Raw genomic sequence first — 15,441 nt, forward strand, 5'->3', positions numbered from 1 at the left:
TCGCAATGGGCAATCCATCATGGGATCTGGAGAGCTTGGAGGACGTTTCCAAGGCGTTGGCCCAATACATCGCCGACGTGGAGAAAGCCGCGGCGGACATGGGCAAGGCCGCGCAGGAATGCATGGACAACCTGGGAGGCGACAAGTTCAGCATGCAGGCCCTCGAAGAGGTGAACATCTGCCAAAGCCGCCTGGTCATATCGGTGGATACCGCGAAGTCGCTGAAGCAGAAGGTCGATCAGAAGATCGGCGAAATCTCGGACACGACGCTTTAGGGGTGGGAAACGATGACCGTCGCTATAACTCAAGAGGGTGCCGACGAGCTGCGCGCCCTGGGCAAGGATCTGGAGAAGTCCAGCGAGGACGCCAACGCGGCCGCCACGAAGCTGGGCACCATCATCAGCGGGCTCGAGGATTTTCCCTTCAGGGACTACATCGAAGGCGAAGTGCAGTCGGTGCAGAAGGAGCTGAAGAACGCCGAGGGCTCGATCATGGAGCTGCAGGCGCGTCTGGATGCGCTGGCAGGAAAAATCGAAGGCATAATCGCGAAGTTGTAAGGGTTTCGGCATATGGGTAACGAACGTGGCGTGCGCGCAGGCATTCGGCAGAAGTGGGAAGACAAGGCCACGGCCGAGTGCGCCGAGATAAGCCGCAAGCTGAGCGACGATTCTTTCAGGGCCCGAAAGGGCCGTGCTCAAAAGGAAGAAGGGCCGGGCTGCTTCGCATCGGTGGTGGGCGCGGTCGTGGGTTTCTTCGCCCCTTCGATGATAGGGCTTCACCCTGGAATCTGCCTTGTGGGCCTGATCGTAGGCGCAATCGCCGGTGGCTTTTTGTACGATTCCGGCGTCGACAGCACCAACGACGGCATCGAGAAGAACGTGAAGCGGCTCGAGTCGGAAGCGGAGCAGAAGCGCATTGCGGCACGCGACCGATGCAGCAGGGAGGCCGATCGCGAGATTGCTGCCTACGACGCACGCGTTGCGAAGTGCATCGAGAAGGCGAAGGCGAACAGCAGCTACTTGGGCCGCATGGCGGATTTCCTGGTGCAGGAGTTCGACAAGCAGCTTCAGGCCAGACAGTGGATCGCCGGCAACGCCGACCGCGATGTGGTGGTGGACTTCGGGTTCGAGGTGACCCGAACCGAGCTGCGCATATTCGACGGCGAGAACTGGCACAGCAACGTGTACACCTTCCATAGGGAGCGCTACACCGCCCTGAACTCTTCCGAAGAGTGCGAGGCCATGGCGCAGGTGCTTTCGAAGGTGTTCGCCGCGAAGCTCAAACCGAAATACAAGTCGCAGCACGCGACGTTGAAGATAATCGACCAGCTTGACGGCATGGTCAAGCGCCGGTTCACGATGCCCAACAAGAACTTCGTGAGCGGGACCAACATCTTCTAGCACGAATCCGCAAGCGCGTCCGCCGGACGGATCCGATGGGACCGGCAGGGCCGCATGAGCATGAGGAAGGGAGCCGTATGCCGCAATTCAAACCCGGCGATGTCGTCCAAACCGTCACGGGGATGCCTGTGACGGTGAAGAAATACCTTGCCGCCGGAGGCCAGGGCGAAGTGTACATCGCAGATTTCAACGGTGAGGACAAGGCGCTTAAATGGTACAAGCGCAACGTGCTGCCCAATCCGGACAAGTTCTATACGAACCTGAAGAACAACGCCGCCAAAGGCGCGCCCGACCCTTCGTTTCTGTGGCCCATCACCGTCACCGAGCGCGAGTACGGATCCTTCGGCTACGTCATGGACCTGCGCGACCCCGAATACCATGAGCTGACGGAATTCCTGGTAGCCGACGTGAAGTTCGTCTCGTTCAAGGCCGCCGTGGAGGCCTGCATCCGCATAGCCAGCGCCTTCCGCATCCTGCACAACAACGGGATGTGCTACCAGGACATGAACGACGGAAACTTCTTCATCAATCCCAAAACGGGCAAGGTTCTGATCTGCGACAACGACAATGCGGCGCCGAACCTGTCCGATACCTTCATCCTGGGCACGCCCGGCTACATGGCTCCCGAAGTGGTGCTGGGCCAGGCTCAGCCGTCCACCAGCACCGACCGTTTCTCGCTGGCCGTCGTGCTGTACATGATCCTGTGCAACGAGCATCCGTTGGAGGGCCGCCGCTGGACCAAGGCGTGCCTGACCCCCGCCGATGAGCGCAAGCTGTACGGCTCCATGCCCCTGTTCGTGTACGACCCCGACAACGACGACAACCGCCCCGTGCCAGGCGTGCATAACAACGAGATCATGCGCTGGAAGTTCATGCCCTCCTACGTGCAGGACGCGTTCATCAAGGCGCTTTCTCAGGACGCGTTGAAGAATCCGGGCAAGCGCATGCGCGAGCTGGACTGGCTGAAGGTGCTGGTCCGGTTCCAGGGCGACATCGTGTCCTGCCCGTCCTGCGGCGGCGAGGTGTTCGTGACCGACGCGTCCGATACGCCCTGCGACACCTGCCAGCAGATGCTGCAGGTCACCCACACCCTCAAGCTGTTGGACTACAGCGTCACGGCCGCCAGGAAAACGCGGGTCTACCGCTGCCAGATCGACCCGTCGTGCAATGCGGATTCCGCACTTGACCAGGTGGTTCGCGTTGTTTCCCGCAAGGACAAGCCCGGCGTTCTGGGTTTGATGAACGCAACCGACAACGTGATCCTTGGCATCACGCCCAGCGGCAAGGTGAACCAAGTGAAACCCGGCGACGTGGTTCCCCTGAAGGCCGGCATCAGGCTGCAGGTCTACGATGCCGAAATAGGAATACAGTAACGTTGCAGAACCTCTGCTGAATGTATGCACCGACCTAAAGAAGGAGATCAGATATGCCCAACATCGGCGACACCCAATCGAAAGCCCGCAAGCTGCTGCCCATCATCTACGTGCTGGACACGTCGGGCTCCATGAACGTCGAGGGCCGCATTTCGGCCGTGAACGAAGCCATGCGCGAGACCATGGACGTGCTCAAGGACGTCGCGGCGAAGAACCCCACCGCCGAGCTGAAGATCGGCGTGCTGGCCTTCTCGTCGGGTGCAAGCTGGGTCACCAAAGACCCGTCCACCGGAGCTCCCGCCCTGCTTGACCTGGATGACTTCTATTGGAACGACATGACGGCCGGCGGCGTGACCGACCTGGGAGCCGCCATGACGGAACTGGACAACCAGCTCAACCGTTCGGCCATGCTGGTCAGCGACACCGGCTTCAAGGTGCCCGTCCTCATCTTCATGAGTGACGGCGGCCCCACCGATGACTGGGAGAGCGCCTACAACAAGGCCGTCGCCAACAACCGTTGGGTGAAATCCGCCACCAAGATCGCCATCGCCGTGGGCGACGGCGCAGACCGCGGCGTTCTGACCCGCGTCGCCGACGGCAACGACGAGGCCGTGATCGGCGTTACCGATCGCGAGACCCTGAAGCGCCTGATCAAGGTTGTTTCGGTTACGGCATCCATGATCAACGGCAAGAGCCGCACGGCCGATACCAACCAGAACGAGATCGTGAACGAGATCAACCGCACCATGGGCGAAGAGGGCAAGACCCAGCCGGAGTTCACGCCCGAACCCGAGCCCGAGCCCGAAACCGGCGGAGGGTTCGCCGAGGGCTGGGACGATGACGACGACACGTGGGAGTAACCGTCGCTGACGTCGTGGCGTCGCGGGGTGAAGGCCCCGGGCCGCGCCGTCATACTCTATAAGTGTGGCGAAAGGGCCGGTTCGCACGGCCCTTCGTGAACGATTCCGGAGAAGCGGAGCTTTGTCGACACGGCGCGGCTTGAACGGCCGCGTTTGAGAGGTTGTGGGCTATGGCGTTTGATCTTATATGCGTGCGGACACAGGGTGCGAGCCACATTGATGACGGGCTGCCCTGCGAAGACTTCGGCGCGGTGCGCAAGGGCGCGTTCTACCAGGTGTTCGCCTTGGGCGACGGGCATGGCGACAGCAACTGCCCTCGCAGCAGCCTGGGCTCGCAGTGGGTGTGCGAATCGGCCCTGGATGCGCTGTGCTCGTTTGCCGAGGACGTGCGTCAGGACGGCAGCGTGCCCGGGGCCGCGGCGGACGCGACGGATGAAGCCGTCGAGCAGGAGCCGGCGCCTGCGGAAGAAGCGCCCGAACCTAGACGGATGCGCTCCAAGAAGATGCTGCTTCAGGACGCCGTGAGTATAATCGGGGACGAGCAGGGCAATGCGGACCTGACCGGCCGTGAGGCGCTCTTGTTCGATCCGCAGCAGGCCAAAATGCTCATGCGCCAGGTGGCCGTAAGCATCGTGGGCGATTGGACAAGCCGCGTGAACAGCCATTATGCCGAAAACCCCCTGACCGATGAGGAATGGGCGGGTTGCAGCGACCGATACAAGCCCCGTTATCAGGCCGGCGAACGCATCGAGCATATCTACGGCACCACGCTCATCGCGGGCCTGGTGACCGACACCTACGCATTGCTGCTGCAGCAGGGCGACGGGCGGCTGTGCGTGTTCGACGCCCAAGGCGACGTGAGCCAGCCCATTCCCTGGGACGACCGCTGCTTCGCTAACGTGACCACGTCCATGTGCGACGAGGACGCCCTGGCCAGCATGCGATTCTGCATCTGGGACCTGCGCAGCCATCCCGTGGTGGCCGTGCTTGCCGGGTCGGACGGCGTCGAGGACGCGTACTTCTCGCCAGAGCAGATGCATTCCTTCTACCGCGAGCAGCTGGTGTACGCGGCCCGCAGCTCCGTGGCCGAGCTTCAAACCAAGCTGCAGGCCGAACTGCCCGCGTTTTCGGCCGGGGGCAGCCGCGACGACGTGACCATCTGCGGCATCATCGACGCGGAGGCGGTGCGCCCCTTCGTCGAGCGCTACGACATGGAGAACGCCCAGGTGCCCATTCAGCTGGAGCTTTCCCGCATCGAGGAGCGCCTGCCCAAGATGCAGGGCAAGATGGGTTACCTGCAAGGCAATGTGGCCAAAGCTGAAAAGGACTATCGGGCCGCCGTTGCCGTCCGCGACCCCCTTGCAGTGCGCGTTCAGGAGCTTCGATCCGACGTGTCCAACGTGAACAGCGGCGCGGCGGAGGGCTTCTTCTCGCTTCGCACGCTGAGCGCCCTGCGCGGTTCGTTGGGGCAGCAGCAGGCGAAACTGGAAGAGGACCTGAAAAACGCCGAGGCCGACGTGGTCCGAACGAAGGACGCGTACGAGCGTGCCTGCAAGGAGCTGGAAGACTACGTGGCTCTGCGCAACGGCCTGATCGCAGAGCGTGACGGCTACAAGGAGCAGCTCAAGGCTCTGGGTGCAAGCGACGATTCCTTCGACAACGTGTTCGACGGCGGGGCCCGTTCTGGCGAAACCCCCGAAACGGAGCCGAGCGTCGCGCCTGATCCCGAGCCCATGCCTGGATTCGGGCCCGACGTCGAGGCCCAGCCTTGGACGGACGTTTCGGTCGAACCCGAGTTCGACGACATCGGATCGCGGATCCATAGGCTTTCCCGCCGTTTCTTCAACCGCGGGTAGACGGGTGCGGCGGCGGATGCGGGCCGTCGCCGCGTTGGTTTGACATGGCAGGGCCCGCAAGGCGGGCAGGCAACTGATTGAAAGGCGGACGGTGTGACGCAGGCTGCATACAACGGAGCGGTTGAGAAGACCCTTCAGACCTTGGGGCTCGACGTGCTGTTGCGTCCCAAGGCGTTCTGTTCCGGCCTGATGGATTTCGCCGTCGGCTGCGACCACATGCGCGACATCCAGGTGCTGCAGACCAACGCGAGCGAATCCATGATGCGCATCCTGCACGACGCGTCGAGCGCCGATGTGGCCGAGATGCGCTTGGCCCGCGGCAAGGTTCGGATGAAGCTGGTCGAAGAGTGCCTGCTGGCCAACGCCGTCGCCGATCGGCTGTCCTTTGCGCTGGCAGACGGCGTGTGCCGGGTGGCGTTCGGAACGGGTTTGGACGGCAAGGCCCAGAGCAAGCCCAAGTCCAAGCCGAAGGCTGCCGACCGGAAGAAGCCGGATGATGCCCGAAATCCCGCTGCGGAATCGGGTGGAAAAGACGTTTCGGAGCAGAAGCGAACGCCGCAGGCTGCCGAGCCCCCGAAAACCCCGTCGGGGCAGGGCGGCACCCGTCTGCACGACATCTCGAAATACAAGCGGAGCAACAACGTGACCTGGAAGGGCGTACCCGTCAAATCCGTCGCCGACATGCCGCAACCCGCGGATGACCAGGCTTCAAGCCCTAACGCCCGCAAGTACAAACGCAGCGGCGCGGGCCGCTAAGGTTCCGACGTCGGCGGGGGGCTTGATGGGACTCGTTCCGAAAAACGCTCGGGCTTAGGCATCGCCTTTCGAAGCCAGCACAAGCCGCATGGCGCGAGCGATCCTATCGGCCAGAAGCGCGGTCGTCCTGCGGTTCCGATACGGCATTGGTGACGAACAGGCAGCTCTCGTTTTCCATCGATTTCAGACTTTCCTCGATTTGCCTTTGCAGGTGTCTTCCAAAGTGTAGCGCATGCGGGCGGTTTTGACCTGTTCCGACCGTCATCGGGCGATCCGCTTTTCCAAGTGTGGAATATAATGTCGGAAACCCCCGCGAAGCAACGTCGGCCCCGATTCGCCGGCGGTTTCGTGCAGGCGTTCTGATATGTGCACCAATCGGCTGGAGGACCCCATGCCCAACATCGAGTACACCATGGCGAAGGCCCGCAAGCTGCTGCCCATCATCTATGTGATAGATACGTCCGGCTCGATGAATTTCTACGGGCGCATATCAGCCGTCAACAGGGCCATGAACGAGACGTTGGACGTGCTTGGGGACGTGGCCGCGAAGAATCCCACCGCCGACGTCAAGGTTGCCGTGCTTGGGTTCTCTACGGGTGCGGAATGGATTACCACCGACCCGGTGACGGGCAAGCCGGCGCTTATGGACCTGGAGGATTTCTATTGGGACAAGCTGAAGGCCCGTGGGTCCACCGACCTGGGTGCGGCCCTCATCGAGCTGGGCGAGCAGCTCACGCGCGATGCGATGCTGGTCAGCGAGACCGGGTTCAAGGTTCCAGTCATCATCTTCATGAGCGATGGCGGGCCCACCGACGATTGGGAAAGCGCCTTCGAGAAGGTGTGCGCAAACAACCGCTGGGTGCGGGCCGCCACCAAGATAGCCCTGGCCGTGGGCGACAACGCCGATAGGGAAGTGCTTGCCCGCATCGCCGACGGCAACCCCGAGGCCGTGGTTCCCGTTTCCGACAGCGCCACGCTGCAAAAGCTCATCAAGGTGGTTTCCGTAACGGCGTCCATGATCAACGGCAGAAGCCGCACGAGCGACAGCAACCAGAACGATATCGTCAACGCGGTCCGCACCGAGATGGGCATGACCGTCCGGCCTGAACCCGAGCGAACGGATACGGCGGACATTTCCGGTAACGACGAGGTTTGGGACGACCTCGACGACAGCTGGGCATAAAGCCGTAGCCTGGTCGGACGTGCGCCGTTTCGCCGACGCGAATCGAAAGGTCTGCTAAACCAGCCGGTGCTTCTTCATCCAGAGTTGCGCGCCTGCCTGCCCGTAGCTTGCGGCTTTCCTATACCAGTTCTGGGCTTCCTTCTTGTCCTTCGCCACGCCTTGGCCCGATTCGTACATGCGGGCCAGGTTGTACATGGCGTTCGGCGACCCCTTCTTGGCGGCGATCTTCCACCAGCTGACCGCCTCTTTGAGGTTCTTCTCGACGCCTTCGCCGCGCTCGTACATGAGCGCCAGGTTGTTCATGGCGGCCACATGTCCCTTGCCGATGGCCTTGCGGTACCAACGCGCCGCTTGCTGCGGATTCCTCTCCACGCCTATGCCGCCTGCAAGCATGACGCCCAGGTTGTACATGGCGTTGGCGTTTCCAAGGTCTGCGGCCTTTCTATACCAGGTCAAAGCCTCGTGGGGGTTTCTTGCCACGCCTTCGCCGTTGGCATACATGACGCCCAGGTGGTACATGGCAAGCTCGTGCCCGTCTTCGGCCGCCCTGCGGAACCACTGCGCAGCCTCCAAAGGGTTCTTCCCGGTCCCTTGGCCGTTGGCAAGCATGCGCCCAAGGTTGTACATGGATTCCGTCTCGCCGAATTCGGCGGCCTTGCGGTACCACTGTGCCGCTTCCATCAGGTTTTTCGAAGCTTCCTTGCCGGTTGAGAGCATGCGTCCCATATTGCACATCGCCATGACGTTGCCCGCATCGGCCGCCTTGCGGAACCAGCGCATCGCTTCGGCGTGGTTCTTGGCCACGCCTTCGCCCTGCTCGTACATGAGGCCCAGGCTGTTCATGGCCGGTGCATGCCCCGCATCCGCCGCCTTGCGGTACCAGTTCGCTGCCTGCTTGGCGTTCTTCTTCACGCCTCCGCCGTTCGCGAGCCTGACGGCCAGGTTGTACATGGCGTTCGGGTTGCCCAGGTTCGCAGCGTCGCGGTACCATTTCACCGCCTGGGCCAGGTTCTTTGTCACGCCGTTGCCGTATTCGCATATGGTGCCCAGGCTGCACATGGCGGCTGCATGGCCCGCATCGGCCGCCTTGCGGTACCAGCCTATCGCCTTCTGCTGGTCTTTTTCGACGTCTATGCCGTTGGCGCACTTGACGCCCAGGTTGTACATGGCCTCGGCGTTGCCGGCGTCGGCTGCTTTGCAGTACCAGAGCAGGGCCGTCTGGCGGTCCGCCCCGGTCCCTTCTCCTTGGGAAAGCATGTCGGCCAGGATGCCCATCGCTTCGGCGTTGCCCTCTTTCGCGGCGGACTCGAACAGCCCGAATGCCGTCGACGCGTCATGTTTGCGGCACAGCTTTCCAAGGGCGCACGTCGCCTCGGTGCTGCCGAGCTTCGCGGCCTTCCGGTACCACTCGGCGGCTTCCTGCCGGTTGCGATCCACGCCGCTGCCTTCTTCGTACAGTGCGCCCAGTTTGCACATCGCTTCGGTGTTGCCCTGCGACGCCGCATCCCTGTAGAACTTGACCGCCGATTTCTTGTTCTTGCGAACCCCTTCACCCGACTCATACGCTTCGCCCATCTTGATCATGGCTTCCGTATTGCCCAACGCCGCCGCCCGGCGAAGGTGGAGTGCGGCTTCCTGCGGGTTTTTCGCCACGCCGGAACCGTTGAGGAGCATGATGCCCAGGTTGTATGCGCCCAGCGCATTGTCCAGGTCCGACGCCTTCCGGTACAGGCTGGCCGCTTCCTGCGGATCCTTGGCCACGCCGTCGCCGCGTTCATGCATGATGCCCAGATTGCACATCGCGCCTGTGACGCCCGCATCCGCCGCCTTGCGGTACCAGCTTGCGGCTTCCGTCGCGTCCTTTTTGACGCCGTCGCCATGGGCGTACATGACGCCTGTGTTGAACATGGCCTGGGGATGGCCTGCCTCGGCGGCCCTTTTGAACAGGTCGAAGGCCTCGGCGAGATCCTTTTTCGCGCCGTTGCCGTGCAGGCGTATGGACGCCAGCCGGAACATGGCATCCGCGTTGCCCGCGTCTGCGGCCTTGCGGTACCAACTGACCGCTTCCCGACGGTTTTCGGTCACGCCGTTGCCCCGCTCGTACAGAAGACCCAGCTCGTACATGGCATCCATGCGGCCCGCCTCGGCGGCCTTGCGGTACCACCGCGCCGCTTCCTTCGGATTCTTGACGGCGCCTTCCCCTTGCGCGCATGCATCGGCCACCGCCAGGGCGGCATCTGCATCGCCTTGCTCGGCTGCCGCCTTGAACAGGGGAATCGCCCGATTCAGATCGGCGGGAACGCCGTCTTCGCCGTCGCGGTAGATGATCGCCAGGTTGTATTGGGCCGCTGCGTTGCCAAGCTTCGCGGCGGATTCCATAAGTTCGGCTGCCCGGACCGGGTTGCGTCCGACCAAGTCGCCCGACAGATAGAAAAGAGCCAGGTTGGACAGGGCGTCCGCATTGCCGGACGATGCGGCGCTTTCGTACAGCGCGGCGCACCGACCCCTTTGGAACGCGAGGGATTCTTCCGTGTCCAAAAGGTACGCCGCACGGTATTGGCAATCGGGGTCGCCCAGGTCGGCGCCTTTAAGATAATGGGAGAGGGCCGTGCCGATGTTGCGCTCAACTCCTTCGCCGATTTCGGCGCGAAGGCCCGCTTCGAAGTGGTCCCGGGCAGAGGGTTGGGTTTCGGTCGCAGCTTCTGTCTCGGCGCCGGCAGCGGCTTCAGCTTGAGCTCCCGTTTCGGCCTGAGCCTGAGCTGCGGCCCCGGCTTCGGTCGTTTCGCCCGTTCCGCCGTCCGACGCCCCGGCGACCTGGAACACCACGCAGGGGTGGTCGCCCTTGGCCGTCTGCAGCACGCCGAGCGCGCAGGCCGCAAGCCCGTCCGTCGTCGGGAGCGCCGCGAGCATCTCGTATTCGGCCCGTGCCGTGCTCATAGCTAGAGCATACGGATCGGCTCCGACGCTCGACACGCGGACGCGGTACGCCTTCACGCGCAGCTCGACGCCGTCTGATTCAAACGAGGGCATTTCTTCCAGCGGAGCGTCTTCGCCGATACGGCCAGATGATACGGACACGCGGCGGCCCAAGAGGTCCGAAACCGGAGATTCCGGCGCGGCCTCCATTATGAACAGATGGGCTGCATCCCGCATCCTTCGTGCCTTTCCCTACGTGCCGTCATCGGCATGCTTCGGCGTTGCGCTTGTCGCGGCGGCCGTCGCCTTGCCCGCGGTCCTTCCGCGGACGTGCGGCGCGCCCCTTTTTTCAACGGTTGAGATTATACGGCTATAACAACCGATGCTTCTTCAGCCATGTTTCCGCCGACGCATCTCCAAGGTCAGCGGCCTTGCGGTACCAGCGCTGGGCTTCGTCGGGATCCGTTTCAGAAATCACGTAGGCCAGGCATCGCATGGCTTCCGGATTGCCCAGCTCGGCGGCCTTGCGGTACCAATGAGCGTAGTCCGATGCCGAATACAGCTCTTCGAGCGGATCGGACAGATCCATGCACTCGGTCAGCGGCATGAACGCATCCGGCCAGTCTTGCTCCGCGGCCTTGCGAAGCCAGAACATCGAGCCGTCGAACGCGTTAGTGTAGCCGTCCCCGTATTCCGCCTCGAAATCATCCGTCATGAACATGATGCCCAGCTTGTATGCCGCTTCTGCGCTTCCAAGCTCCGCAGCCGCGCGGTACCGGCGGGCCGCTTCCTCGAGGTTTTTCTCGACGCCGTTGCCTGCATGCAGCATATCGGCCACCGTCAGCAGCGCATCGGCATCGCCCTGGTCTGCGGCCGCCTTGAACAGGTGAAACGCCTTTGTCGGATTCGCCGGTATCCCGTCTTCACCGTCGCGGTTGATCAACGCCAGATTGTACTGGGCGGCGGAGTTTCCCTGCGCTGCGGCGGTTTCGAGAAGGCTGACGGCCTGCGCGGGATTCCTGTCTACCAAGTCGCCCGACAAATACAGAAGGGCCAGGTCGGCCTGCGCATCCGCAAAACCCGCGGCGGCCGCGCGCTCATACAGGGGAACGCATTCGCTACGGCGGTTTGCAAACGCCCCGTTCGTGTCGAGAAGGCATGCGGCCTGGTATTGACAATCGGAATCGCCCATTGAGGCGCCTTCGAGAAAGTAGGCCAGGGCCGCATCGAAGTCAGGAGCAACTTCGTTCGTCGCTGCGCGGAGTCCTGCTTCAAGACACTTTCGAGCTTCCGATACTTGACAGGATCCTGATTCGGGCTGCGAAGCGAAGTTCCGCATGTCGCCCGGTTCGTATTTCGACATCAGTTCGGTTTCGTTCATAATCGGCAAGTCCCTTCTCGCAGTTTTGGAGCATGACATAGTGTACCTTACCGTCCGCATAACGAGGCCGTTGCGCAACCTGGCAATTCATGGGGCCATACGGTATGGCGTGAGGCAGACGAGCATCGCGGTGTCCGTTGCGGTTCGCTCGGACCTGCGACGGTTTGCTCCTCGGGCCTGCAATCCCGGGCCCACACCCGCGCGAGTCCTGCATACAATCCCGGCCGCCTGCTCCTCAGGCCCAAAAGTTCAAGACCCCACCCGAATGAGCCCCTCGTGCAATCCCGACCGCCTACTCCTCAGACCCAAAATCCTGATTTTTTTGGCAGCGAAGGCCCTTTTTCGCGATAGTTGTGGGCACAACCGCGCGAACCGACAGGGACGAAGCCCGACCGTGCGAGCCAACGGAACCGAAGCCTGGCCGCGCAGCTTGCGTGAACGGGGGAGCCGCCGATTGTGGGGCTGTATGCGTGCATTGCGACTCGGGAATCGGGTGGCCCGTGCGGCGTGTGAACCGGATGACCAGACGTGTGCTACACTCGGTGACGAAGGTTCCGCATCCGTCGGCGCAGCCGAAAGGAGGCTGTCATGAAGCGAAACTCTTGGTCGAACGCGTATAACATCATGCTTCCCCTGTGGCTGCTCGTCTTCTGGCCCTCGTATCTGTGGCTGCTGCTCATCCCGCTGAATTACCTGATCGACCGAATGGTCCTGAAGTGGAGCCTTAAAGACATGCCCGAGGCGGGCGCATTCTGCCGTCGCCACACGTGGAAGATCTGCCTGGCGGGGTTTGCCAGCGACTTCGTCGGCATGCTCGTGCTGCTGGTGGCGTTTCTGGTTCCGACGCTGGTGGCCGACCCTTCGCAGAGCAACGCCCTGCTCGACGCCATCGAGTACGGCATCGGCTTCAACCCGTTCAGCAACATTGTGGCGTTTCTTGTCGTGGCTTTGGCCGTGGCGGTATCGGGCCTGTGCATCTACGCCTTGGACCGGTTCATCCTCGTGCGCGCGGGGCTCACTCCCGAACAGGCGAAACGTTCCGCATTGCGCCTGGCTCTGATAACCGCTCCGTATCTGTATTTCTTCCCGTCAGGCATCCTCTACGGACCGTCCTTCTTCTACGAGATGTAGCCTTCCCGCCGGGGGTGGACAACGGGGACATTGAATCCGGCCTGCACGCAAAGCTCTTTCACGAGGACTTGGTGAGGGCAGATCACTTCCACATTGTGGTTTTCCAAAACGCTTGCAATCGCCTGGTTATTGATGCGTGCGAACACGTTCGCGCATCCGCAGACGTCGCTTCCCACTTCGGCGGCAAGCATGTTGGCGGTGTCGTGGCTCGTGGCGCAAACCAGCAGGGACGCCGTCTGTACGCCGCTGTCCTTCAGCACGGCGAAGCTGGTTCCGTCGCCCGTGATGGTGTCCCCCTCGAAGTCGGGGGACAGACGATTGAACGCGCTGACGTCCATGTCGATGACCGACGTCTTGTATCCAAGCCGGCAAAGGGCTCCCGCCGCCGCAGCTCCGAAGGATCCGCATCCGACCACTACGGCGCGCTTTCCGCCAAGCAATGACATAGCGTCCTCCTCTCGCGTTGACGCTTTCGGCCTTTTTCAGTCTAGGGTTGTTCACGTTAAAACGGTCTAAAGATTCTTGAGCCAGCGGGACGGGGAGGGTTTGGACGGGGCGGGTTTGGAACAGGCGGCGGGTTTGGAACAGGGGACGGGTCTGGCGTTCCAATTTTCAGCGAACCCTACAGTCAACCAACGTAGGCGTGACCGCGCTTGCGCGAGCTGCGGAAAGTGGCGTCGGCCATGAACAAATGGCGGAGCACCCTTTCCACTTTGGGCCATTTCTCCTCGGCCCGCTTGACCCTGAACAGGTACGCGTACCAGTTCAGATATGACTGCAGGTTCTTGACGTCCATGCCGACGTAGCCGTGCAGGTAGCGCCTGATCCAGGAGCACAGGTTGTTCACCATCGCCATCTTCTCGAGGTACTCCGGGTCCTTCGTGTCGGCCTTGTAGGGCCGGTCGACGCCCTTCACGGCCTTCACCAGCGACTTGTGGGACTTCTCCATGTCGTGGAAGATCTCGGAGCCCTCGGCGATGCTGGCCTGCAGCGCGTCCTTGATGCGCCTGGCCGAGGGCTTGCCGTGGCCGCAGCGCACGGCGACCACGTTCTTGTGGACGTCGATCGCGACCGCTATGCAGACCTTGTCCTTGCTCAGGCCCCTCTTCGGCCTCCAGCCCGGGCCTCCCTTCAGGTCGGAGTCCGTGACGTACATCTCGTCTATCCAGACCTTGTCCCGCAGGACGATGCGGTCCTGGTAGCCGTCTATCGTGCTCATGACCCGGTGGCGCCACTCCCAGGCCGTCTGGTGCGACATCCCGCAGAGCTCCGCCGCAGCGTCGAGCTGCACGTTGTAGCACATGAGGCGGATGAAGAGGACCCATGCGGACAGGGGCTTCTTCGAGGATTCGAATATCGTGCCGGCCAACGACGTGTACTTGCGACCGCAGTCGCGGCATTCCCAGAACCTGCGGCCGGCACCCGTGCGGCCTCGGCCGACGGTCTCGCCGGAACCGCATCTCGGGCACGGGGGCCGGGGCCTCCACTCGTCGGCAGCCTCGTCGTAATCTCCGACGCCGACGGACTCGCGGCACCTTCTCGTCTCGACGGCCTCTTGCAAGAGCGCGAAATCGCCCTCATCGAGGGCGTTGACCCGCTTCGCGAACGGGTTCGTACGGGTGGACATGGCGGTATCCCATCCGCCCAGGCGCCCATCCGATCGGGATCGTCGCCAAACAATGGACCGGATGGGCACCTGGGCTGATCATTGTTTGGCTCCGCCATTATAGCCTTTTGCACAGCACGGCGGCCGACTGCTCGGGAGTGCCTAGCATGCCTACGTTGGTTGACTGTAGGATCAGCGAAAATTGGAACGCCAGACCCGTCCCCTGTTCCAAACCCGCGCCGCTGTCGCGCTGTCGCGCTGTCCCGCGCCTGCCGCAGTGCACTCCGTGGTAAGCTTTCCCTATGAGAAAACGACCTGACAAAACTGCGCAAACCAAAGCCGAGTTCCGCGAAGCGTTCCTGCAGCTGTACGCGACGACGCCCATCAACAAGATGACCGTGGGGCAGGTCTGCGAGCGCGCCGGCTACAACCGCGGTACCTTCTATCTGCACTATCAGGACCTGTACGATGTACTGGAGCAGATCGAGAACGACCTGCTCGACGGCATGACGGCCTGTGTCGAAGCCTGTATGAAGCGCCTGAGCCAGGACTCGAGCAAGCTCAGCTGCATCGCCGCTTGCGCCGACGTGGTGGCTTACTACGAGCGCAACAAGGACAGCATCGCCATCCTTCTCGGCGAAAATGGCGACCCGGCTTTCGTCCACCGTTTGAAGAACAACCTGAAGCCCCTGTGGCGCACTTACGTTGTGGGCGAGTCGGCGGAGCGCTCCGAAGCCGAACTGGACCTGGCGCTCGAGTTTGCCCTGACAGGGACGCTGTATATGATTTCTGAATGGCTGTCCGATTCGCGCGGCGTGTCCGCCTACCGGCTGGCGCACCTGGTCTACGACTTCTCCATTCGTGACGTGCGCCGACGCTCGGAGCTGTAGGTTTCGGCCGGGCGGGCAGGTCGGCCGGCTTTCTCGACCAGCGGTTTGTTGGCTGGCGGCCTGTCGGCTGACAGTCCTTCGGCCGCTGG

Annotated in this window: 14 protein-coding genes; 10 read left to right on the forward strand and 4 right to left on the reverse strand. The window is 62.5% G+C overall.

The genetic code is table 11. The annotated features are described in order from the left end of the window. Positions 1-5 precede the first annotated feature (5 nt). The 8 genes from SHEL_RS01950 to SHEL_RS01985 all read left to right on the forward strand — a co-directional run bounded on the left by SHEL_RS01950 (position 6) and on the right by SHEL_RS01985 (position 7,428). A complete protein-coding gene (locus SHEL_RS01950) occupies positions 6-275 on the forward strand; it encodes a hypothetical protein (RefSeq protein ID WP_012797567.1) in 270 nt (89 codons plus the stop codon). Between the two features lie 12 nt (positions 276-287). Beyond that, positions 288-557: a hypothetical protein gene (locus tag SHEL_RS01955; protein WP_012797568.1), complete on the forward strand. Its 270-nt coding sequence runs from the start codon at positions 288-290 to the stop codon at positions 555-557. Between the two features lie 12 nt (positions 558-569). Then, positions 570-1,400 carry a DUF456 domain-containing protein gene (locus tag SHEL_RS01960; RefSeq protein ID WP_012797569.1) on the forward strand — a complete coding sequence of 277 codons (831 nt, stop codon included), beginning with the start codon at positions 570-572 and terminating at the stop codon, positions 1,398-1,400. Between the two features lie 77 nt (positions 1,401-1,477). Continuing rightward, positions 1,478-2,773: a serine/threonine protein kinase gene (locus SHEL_RS01965; RefSeq protein WP_012797570.1), complete on the forward strand. Its 1,296-nt coding sequence runs from the start codon at positions 1,478-1,480 to the stop codon at positions 2,771-2,773. A gap of 53 nt (positions 2,774-2,826) precedes the next feature. Next, a complete protein-coding gene (locus SHEL_RS01970) occupies positions 2,827-3,633 on the forward strand; it encodes a vWA domain-containing protein (protein WP_012797571.1) in 807 nt (268 codons plus the stop codon). Positions 3,634-3,803: 170 nt separating this feature from the next. After that, entirely contained in the window at positions 3,804-5,489 is a 1,686-nt protein-coding gene (locus tag SHEL_RS01975) for a protein phosphatase 2C domain-containing protein (RefSeq protein ID WP_012797572.1), read from the forward strand. Between the two features lie 93 nt (positions 5,490-5,582). Next, positions 5,583-6,245 carry a hypothetical protein gene (locus tag SHEL_RS01980; RefSeq protein ID WP_012797573.1) on the forward strand — a complete coding sequence of 221 codons (663 nt, stop codon included), beginning with the start codon at positions 5,583-5,585 and terminating at the stop codon, positions 6,243-6,245. A 364-nt stretch (positions 6,246-6,609) separates the two neighbouring features. Then, positions 6,610-7,428, forward strand: a complete 819-nt coding sequence (locus SHEL_RS01985) for a vWA domain-containing protein (protein ID WP_012797574.1) — start codon at positions 6,610-6,612, stop codon at positions 7,426-7,428. Between the two features lie 54 nt (positions 7,429-7,482). Here SHEL_RS01985 and SHEL_RS15055 read toward each other — a convergent pair whose 3' ends face one another. Beyond that, positions 7,483-10,581, reverse strand: coding sequence for an SEL1-like repeat protein (locus tag SHEL_RS15055; RefSeq protein WP_012797575.1), 3,099 nt, complete (start codon positions 10,579-10,581; stop codon positions 7,483-7,485). Positions 10,582-10,714: 133 nt separating this feature from the next. Then, a complete protein-coding gene (locus SHEL_RS01995) occupies positions 10,715-11,725 on the reverse strand; it encodes a tetratricopeptide repeat protein (RefSeq protein WP_012797576.1) in 1,011 nt (336 codons plus the stop codon). A gap of 588 nt (positions 11,726-12,313) precedes the next feature. On the opposite strand from SHEL_RS01995, the gene SHEL_RS02000 reads away from it, so the two are divergent. Then, positions 12,314-12,856, forward strand: a complete 543-nt coding sequence (locus tag SHEL_RS02000; RefSeq protein ID WP_012797577.1) for a hypothetical protein — start codon at positions 12,314-12,316, stop codon at positions 12,854-12,856. On the opposite strand, the gene SHEL_RS02005 is transcribed toward SHEL_RS02000, so the two are convergent. Then, complete coding sequence (locus SHEL_RS02005; protein WP_012797578.1) at positions 12,844-13,302, reverse strand: NAD-binding protein; 459 nt, start codon at positions 13,300-13,302, stop codon at positions 12,844-12,846. The two genes, SHEL_RS02000 and SHEL_RS02005, sit on opposite strands and share 13 nt — an antisense overlap. Before the next feature lie 182 nt (positions 13,303-13,484). Next, complete coding sequence (locus SHEL_RS02010; RefSeq protein ID WP_012797493.1) at positions 13,485-14,483, reverse strand: IS1595 family transposase; 999 nt, start codon at positions 14,481-14,483, stop codon at positions 13,485-13,487. Between the two features lie 281 nt (positions 14,484-14,764). Between SHEL_RS02010 and SHEL_RS02015 the strand changes: the two genes are divergently transcribed. Continuing rightward, complete coding sequence (locus tag SHEL_RS02015) at positions 14,765-15,352, forward strand: TetR/AcrR family transcriptional regulator (RefSeq protein ID WP_012797579.1); 588 nt, start codon at positions 14,765-14,767, stop codon at positions 15,350-15,352. Positions 15,353-15,441 lie beyond the last annotated feature (89 nt).

It is taken from the genome of Slackia heliotrinireducens DSM 20476 (assembly GCF_000023885.1).
GTDB classification, from domain to species: Bacteria; Actinomycetota; Coriobacteriia; order Coriobacteriales; family Eggerthellaceae; genus Slackia; species Slackia heliotrinireducens.

What these genes read in the sequence shown, in the direction of transcription:
- SHEL_RS02010 (WP_012797493.1), bottom strand. Translation starts at nt 14,483, where the DNA reads ATGTCCACCCGTACGAACCCGTTCGCGAAGCGGGTCAACGCCCTCGAT.
- SHEL_RS01970 (WP_012797571.1), top strand. Translation starts at nt 2,827, where the DNA reads ATGCCCAACATCGGCGACACCCAATCGAAAGCCCGCAAGCTGCTGCCC.
- SHEL_RS01955 (WP_012797568.1), top strand. Translation starts at nt 288, where the DNA reads ATGACCGTCGCTATAACTCAAGAGGGTGCCGACGAGCTGCGCGCCCTG.
- SHEL_RS01995 (WP_012797576.1), bottom strand. Translation starts at nt 11,725, where the DNA reads ATGAACGAAACCGAACTGATGTCGAAATACGAACCGGGCGACATGCGG.
- SHEL_RS15055 (WP_012797575.1), bottom strand. Translation starts at nt 10,581, where the DNA reads ATGCGGGATGCAGCCCATCTGTTCATAATGGAGGCCGCGCCGGAATCT.
- SHEL_RS02015 (WP_012797579.1), top strand. Translation starts at nt 14,765, where the DNA reads ATGAGAAAACGACCTGACAAAACTGCGCAAACCAAAGCCGAGTTCCGC.
- SHEL_RS02000 (WP_012797577.1), top strand. Translation starts at nt 12,314, where the DNA reads ATGAAGCGAAACTCTTGGTCGAACGCGTATAACATCATGCTTCCCCTG.
- SHEL_RS01965 (WP_012797570.1), top strand. Translation starts at nt 1,478, where the DNA reads ATGCCGCAATTCAAACCCGGCGATGTCGTCCAAACCGTCACGGGGATG.
- SHEL_RS01950 (WP_012797567.1), top strand. Translation starts at nt 6, where the DNA reads ATGGGCAATCCATCATGGGATCTGGAGAGCTTGGAGGACGTTTCCAAG.
- SHEL_RS01985 (WP_012797574.1), top strand. Translation starts at nt 6,610, where the DNA reads ATGTGCACCAATCGGCTGGAGGACCCCATGCCCAACATCGAGTACACC.
- SHEL_RS01960 (WP_012797569.1), top strand. Translation starts at nt 570, where the DNA reads ATGGGTAACGAACGTGGCGTGCGCGCAGGCATTCGGCAGAAGTGGGAA.
- SHEL_RS02005 (WP_012797578.1), bottom strand. Translation starts at nt 13,302, where the DNA reads ATGTCATTGCTTGGCGGAAAGCGCGCCGTAGTGGTCGGATGCGGATCC.
- SHEL_RS01975 (WP_012797572.1), top strand. Translation starts at nt 3,804, where the DNA reads ATGGCGTTTGATCTTATATGCGTGCGGACACAGGGTGCGAGCCACATT.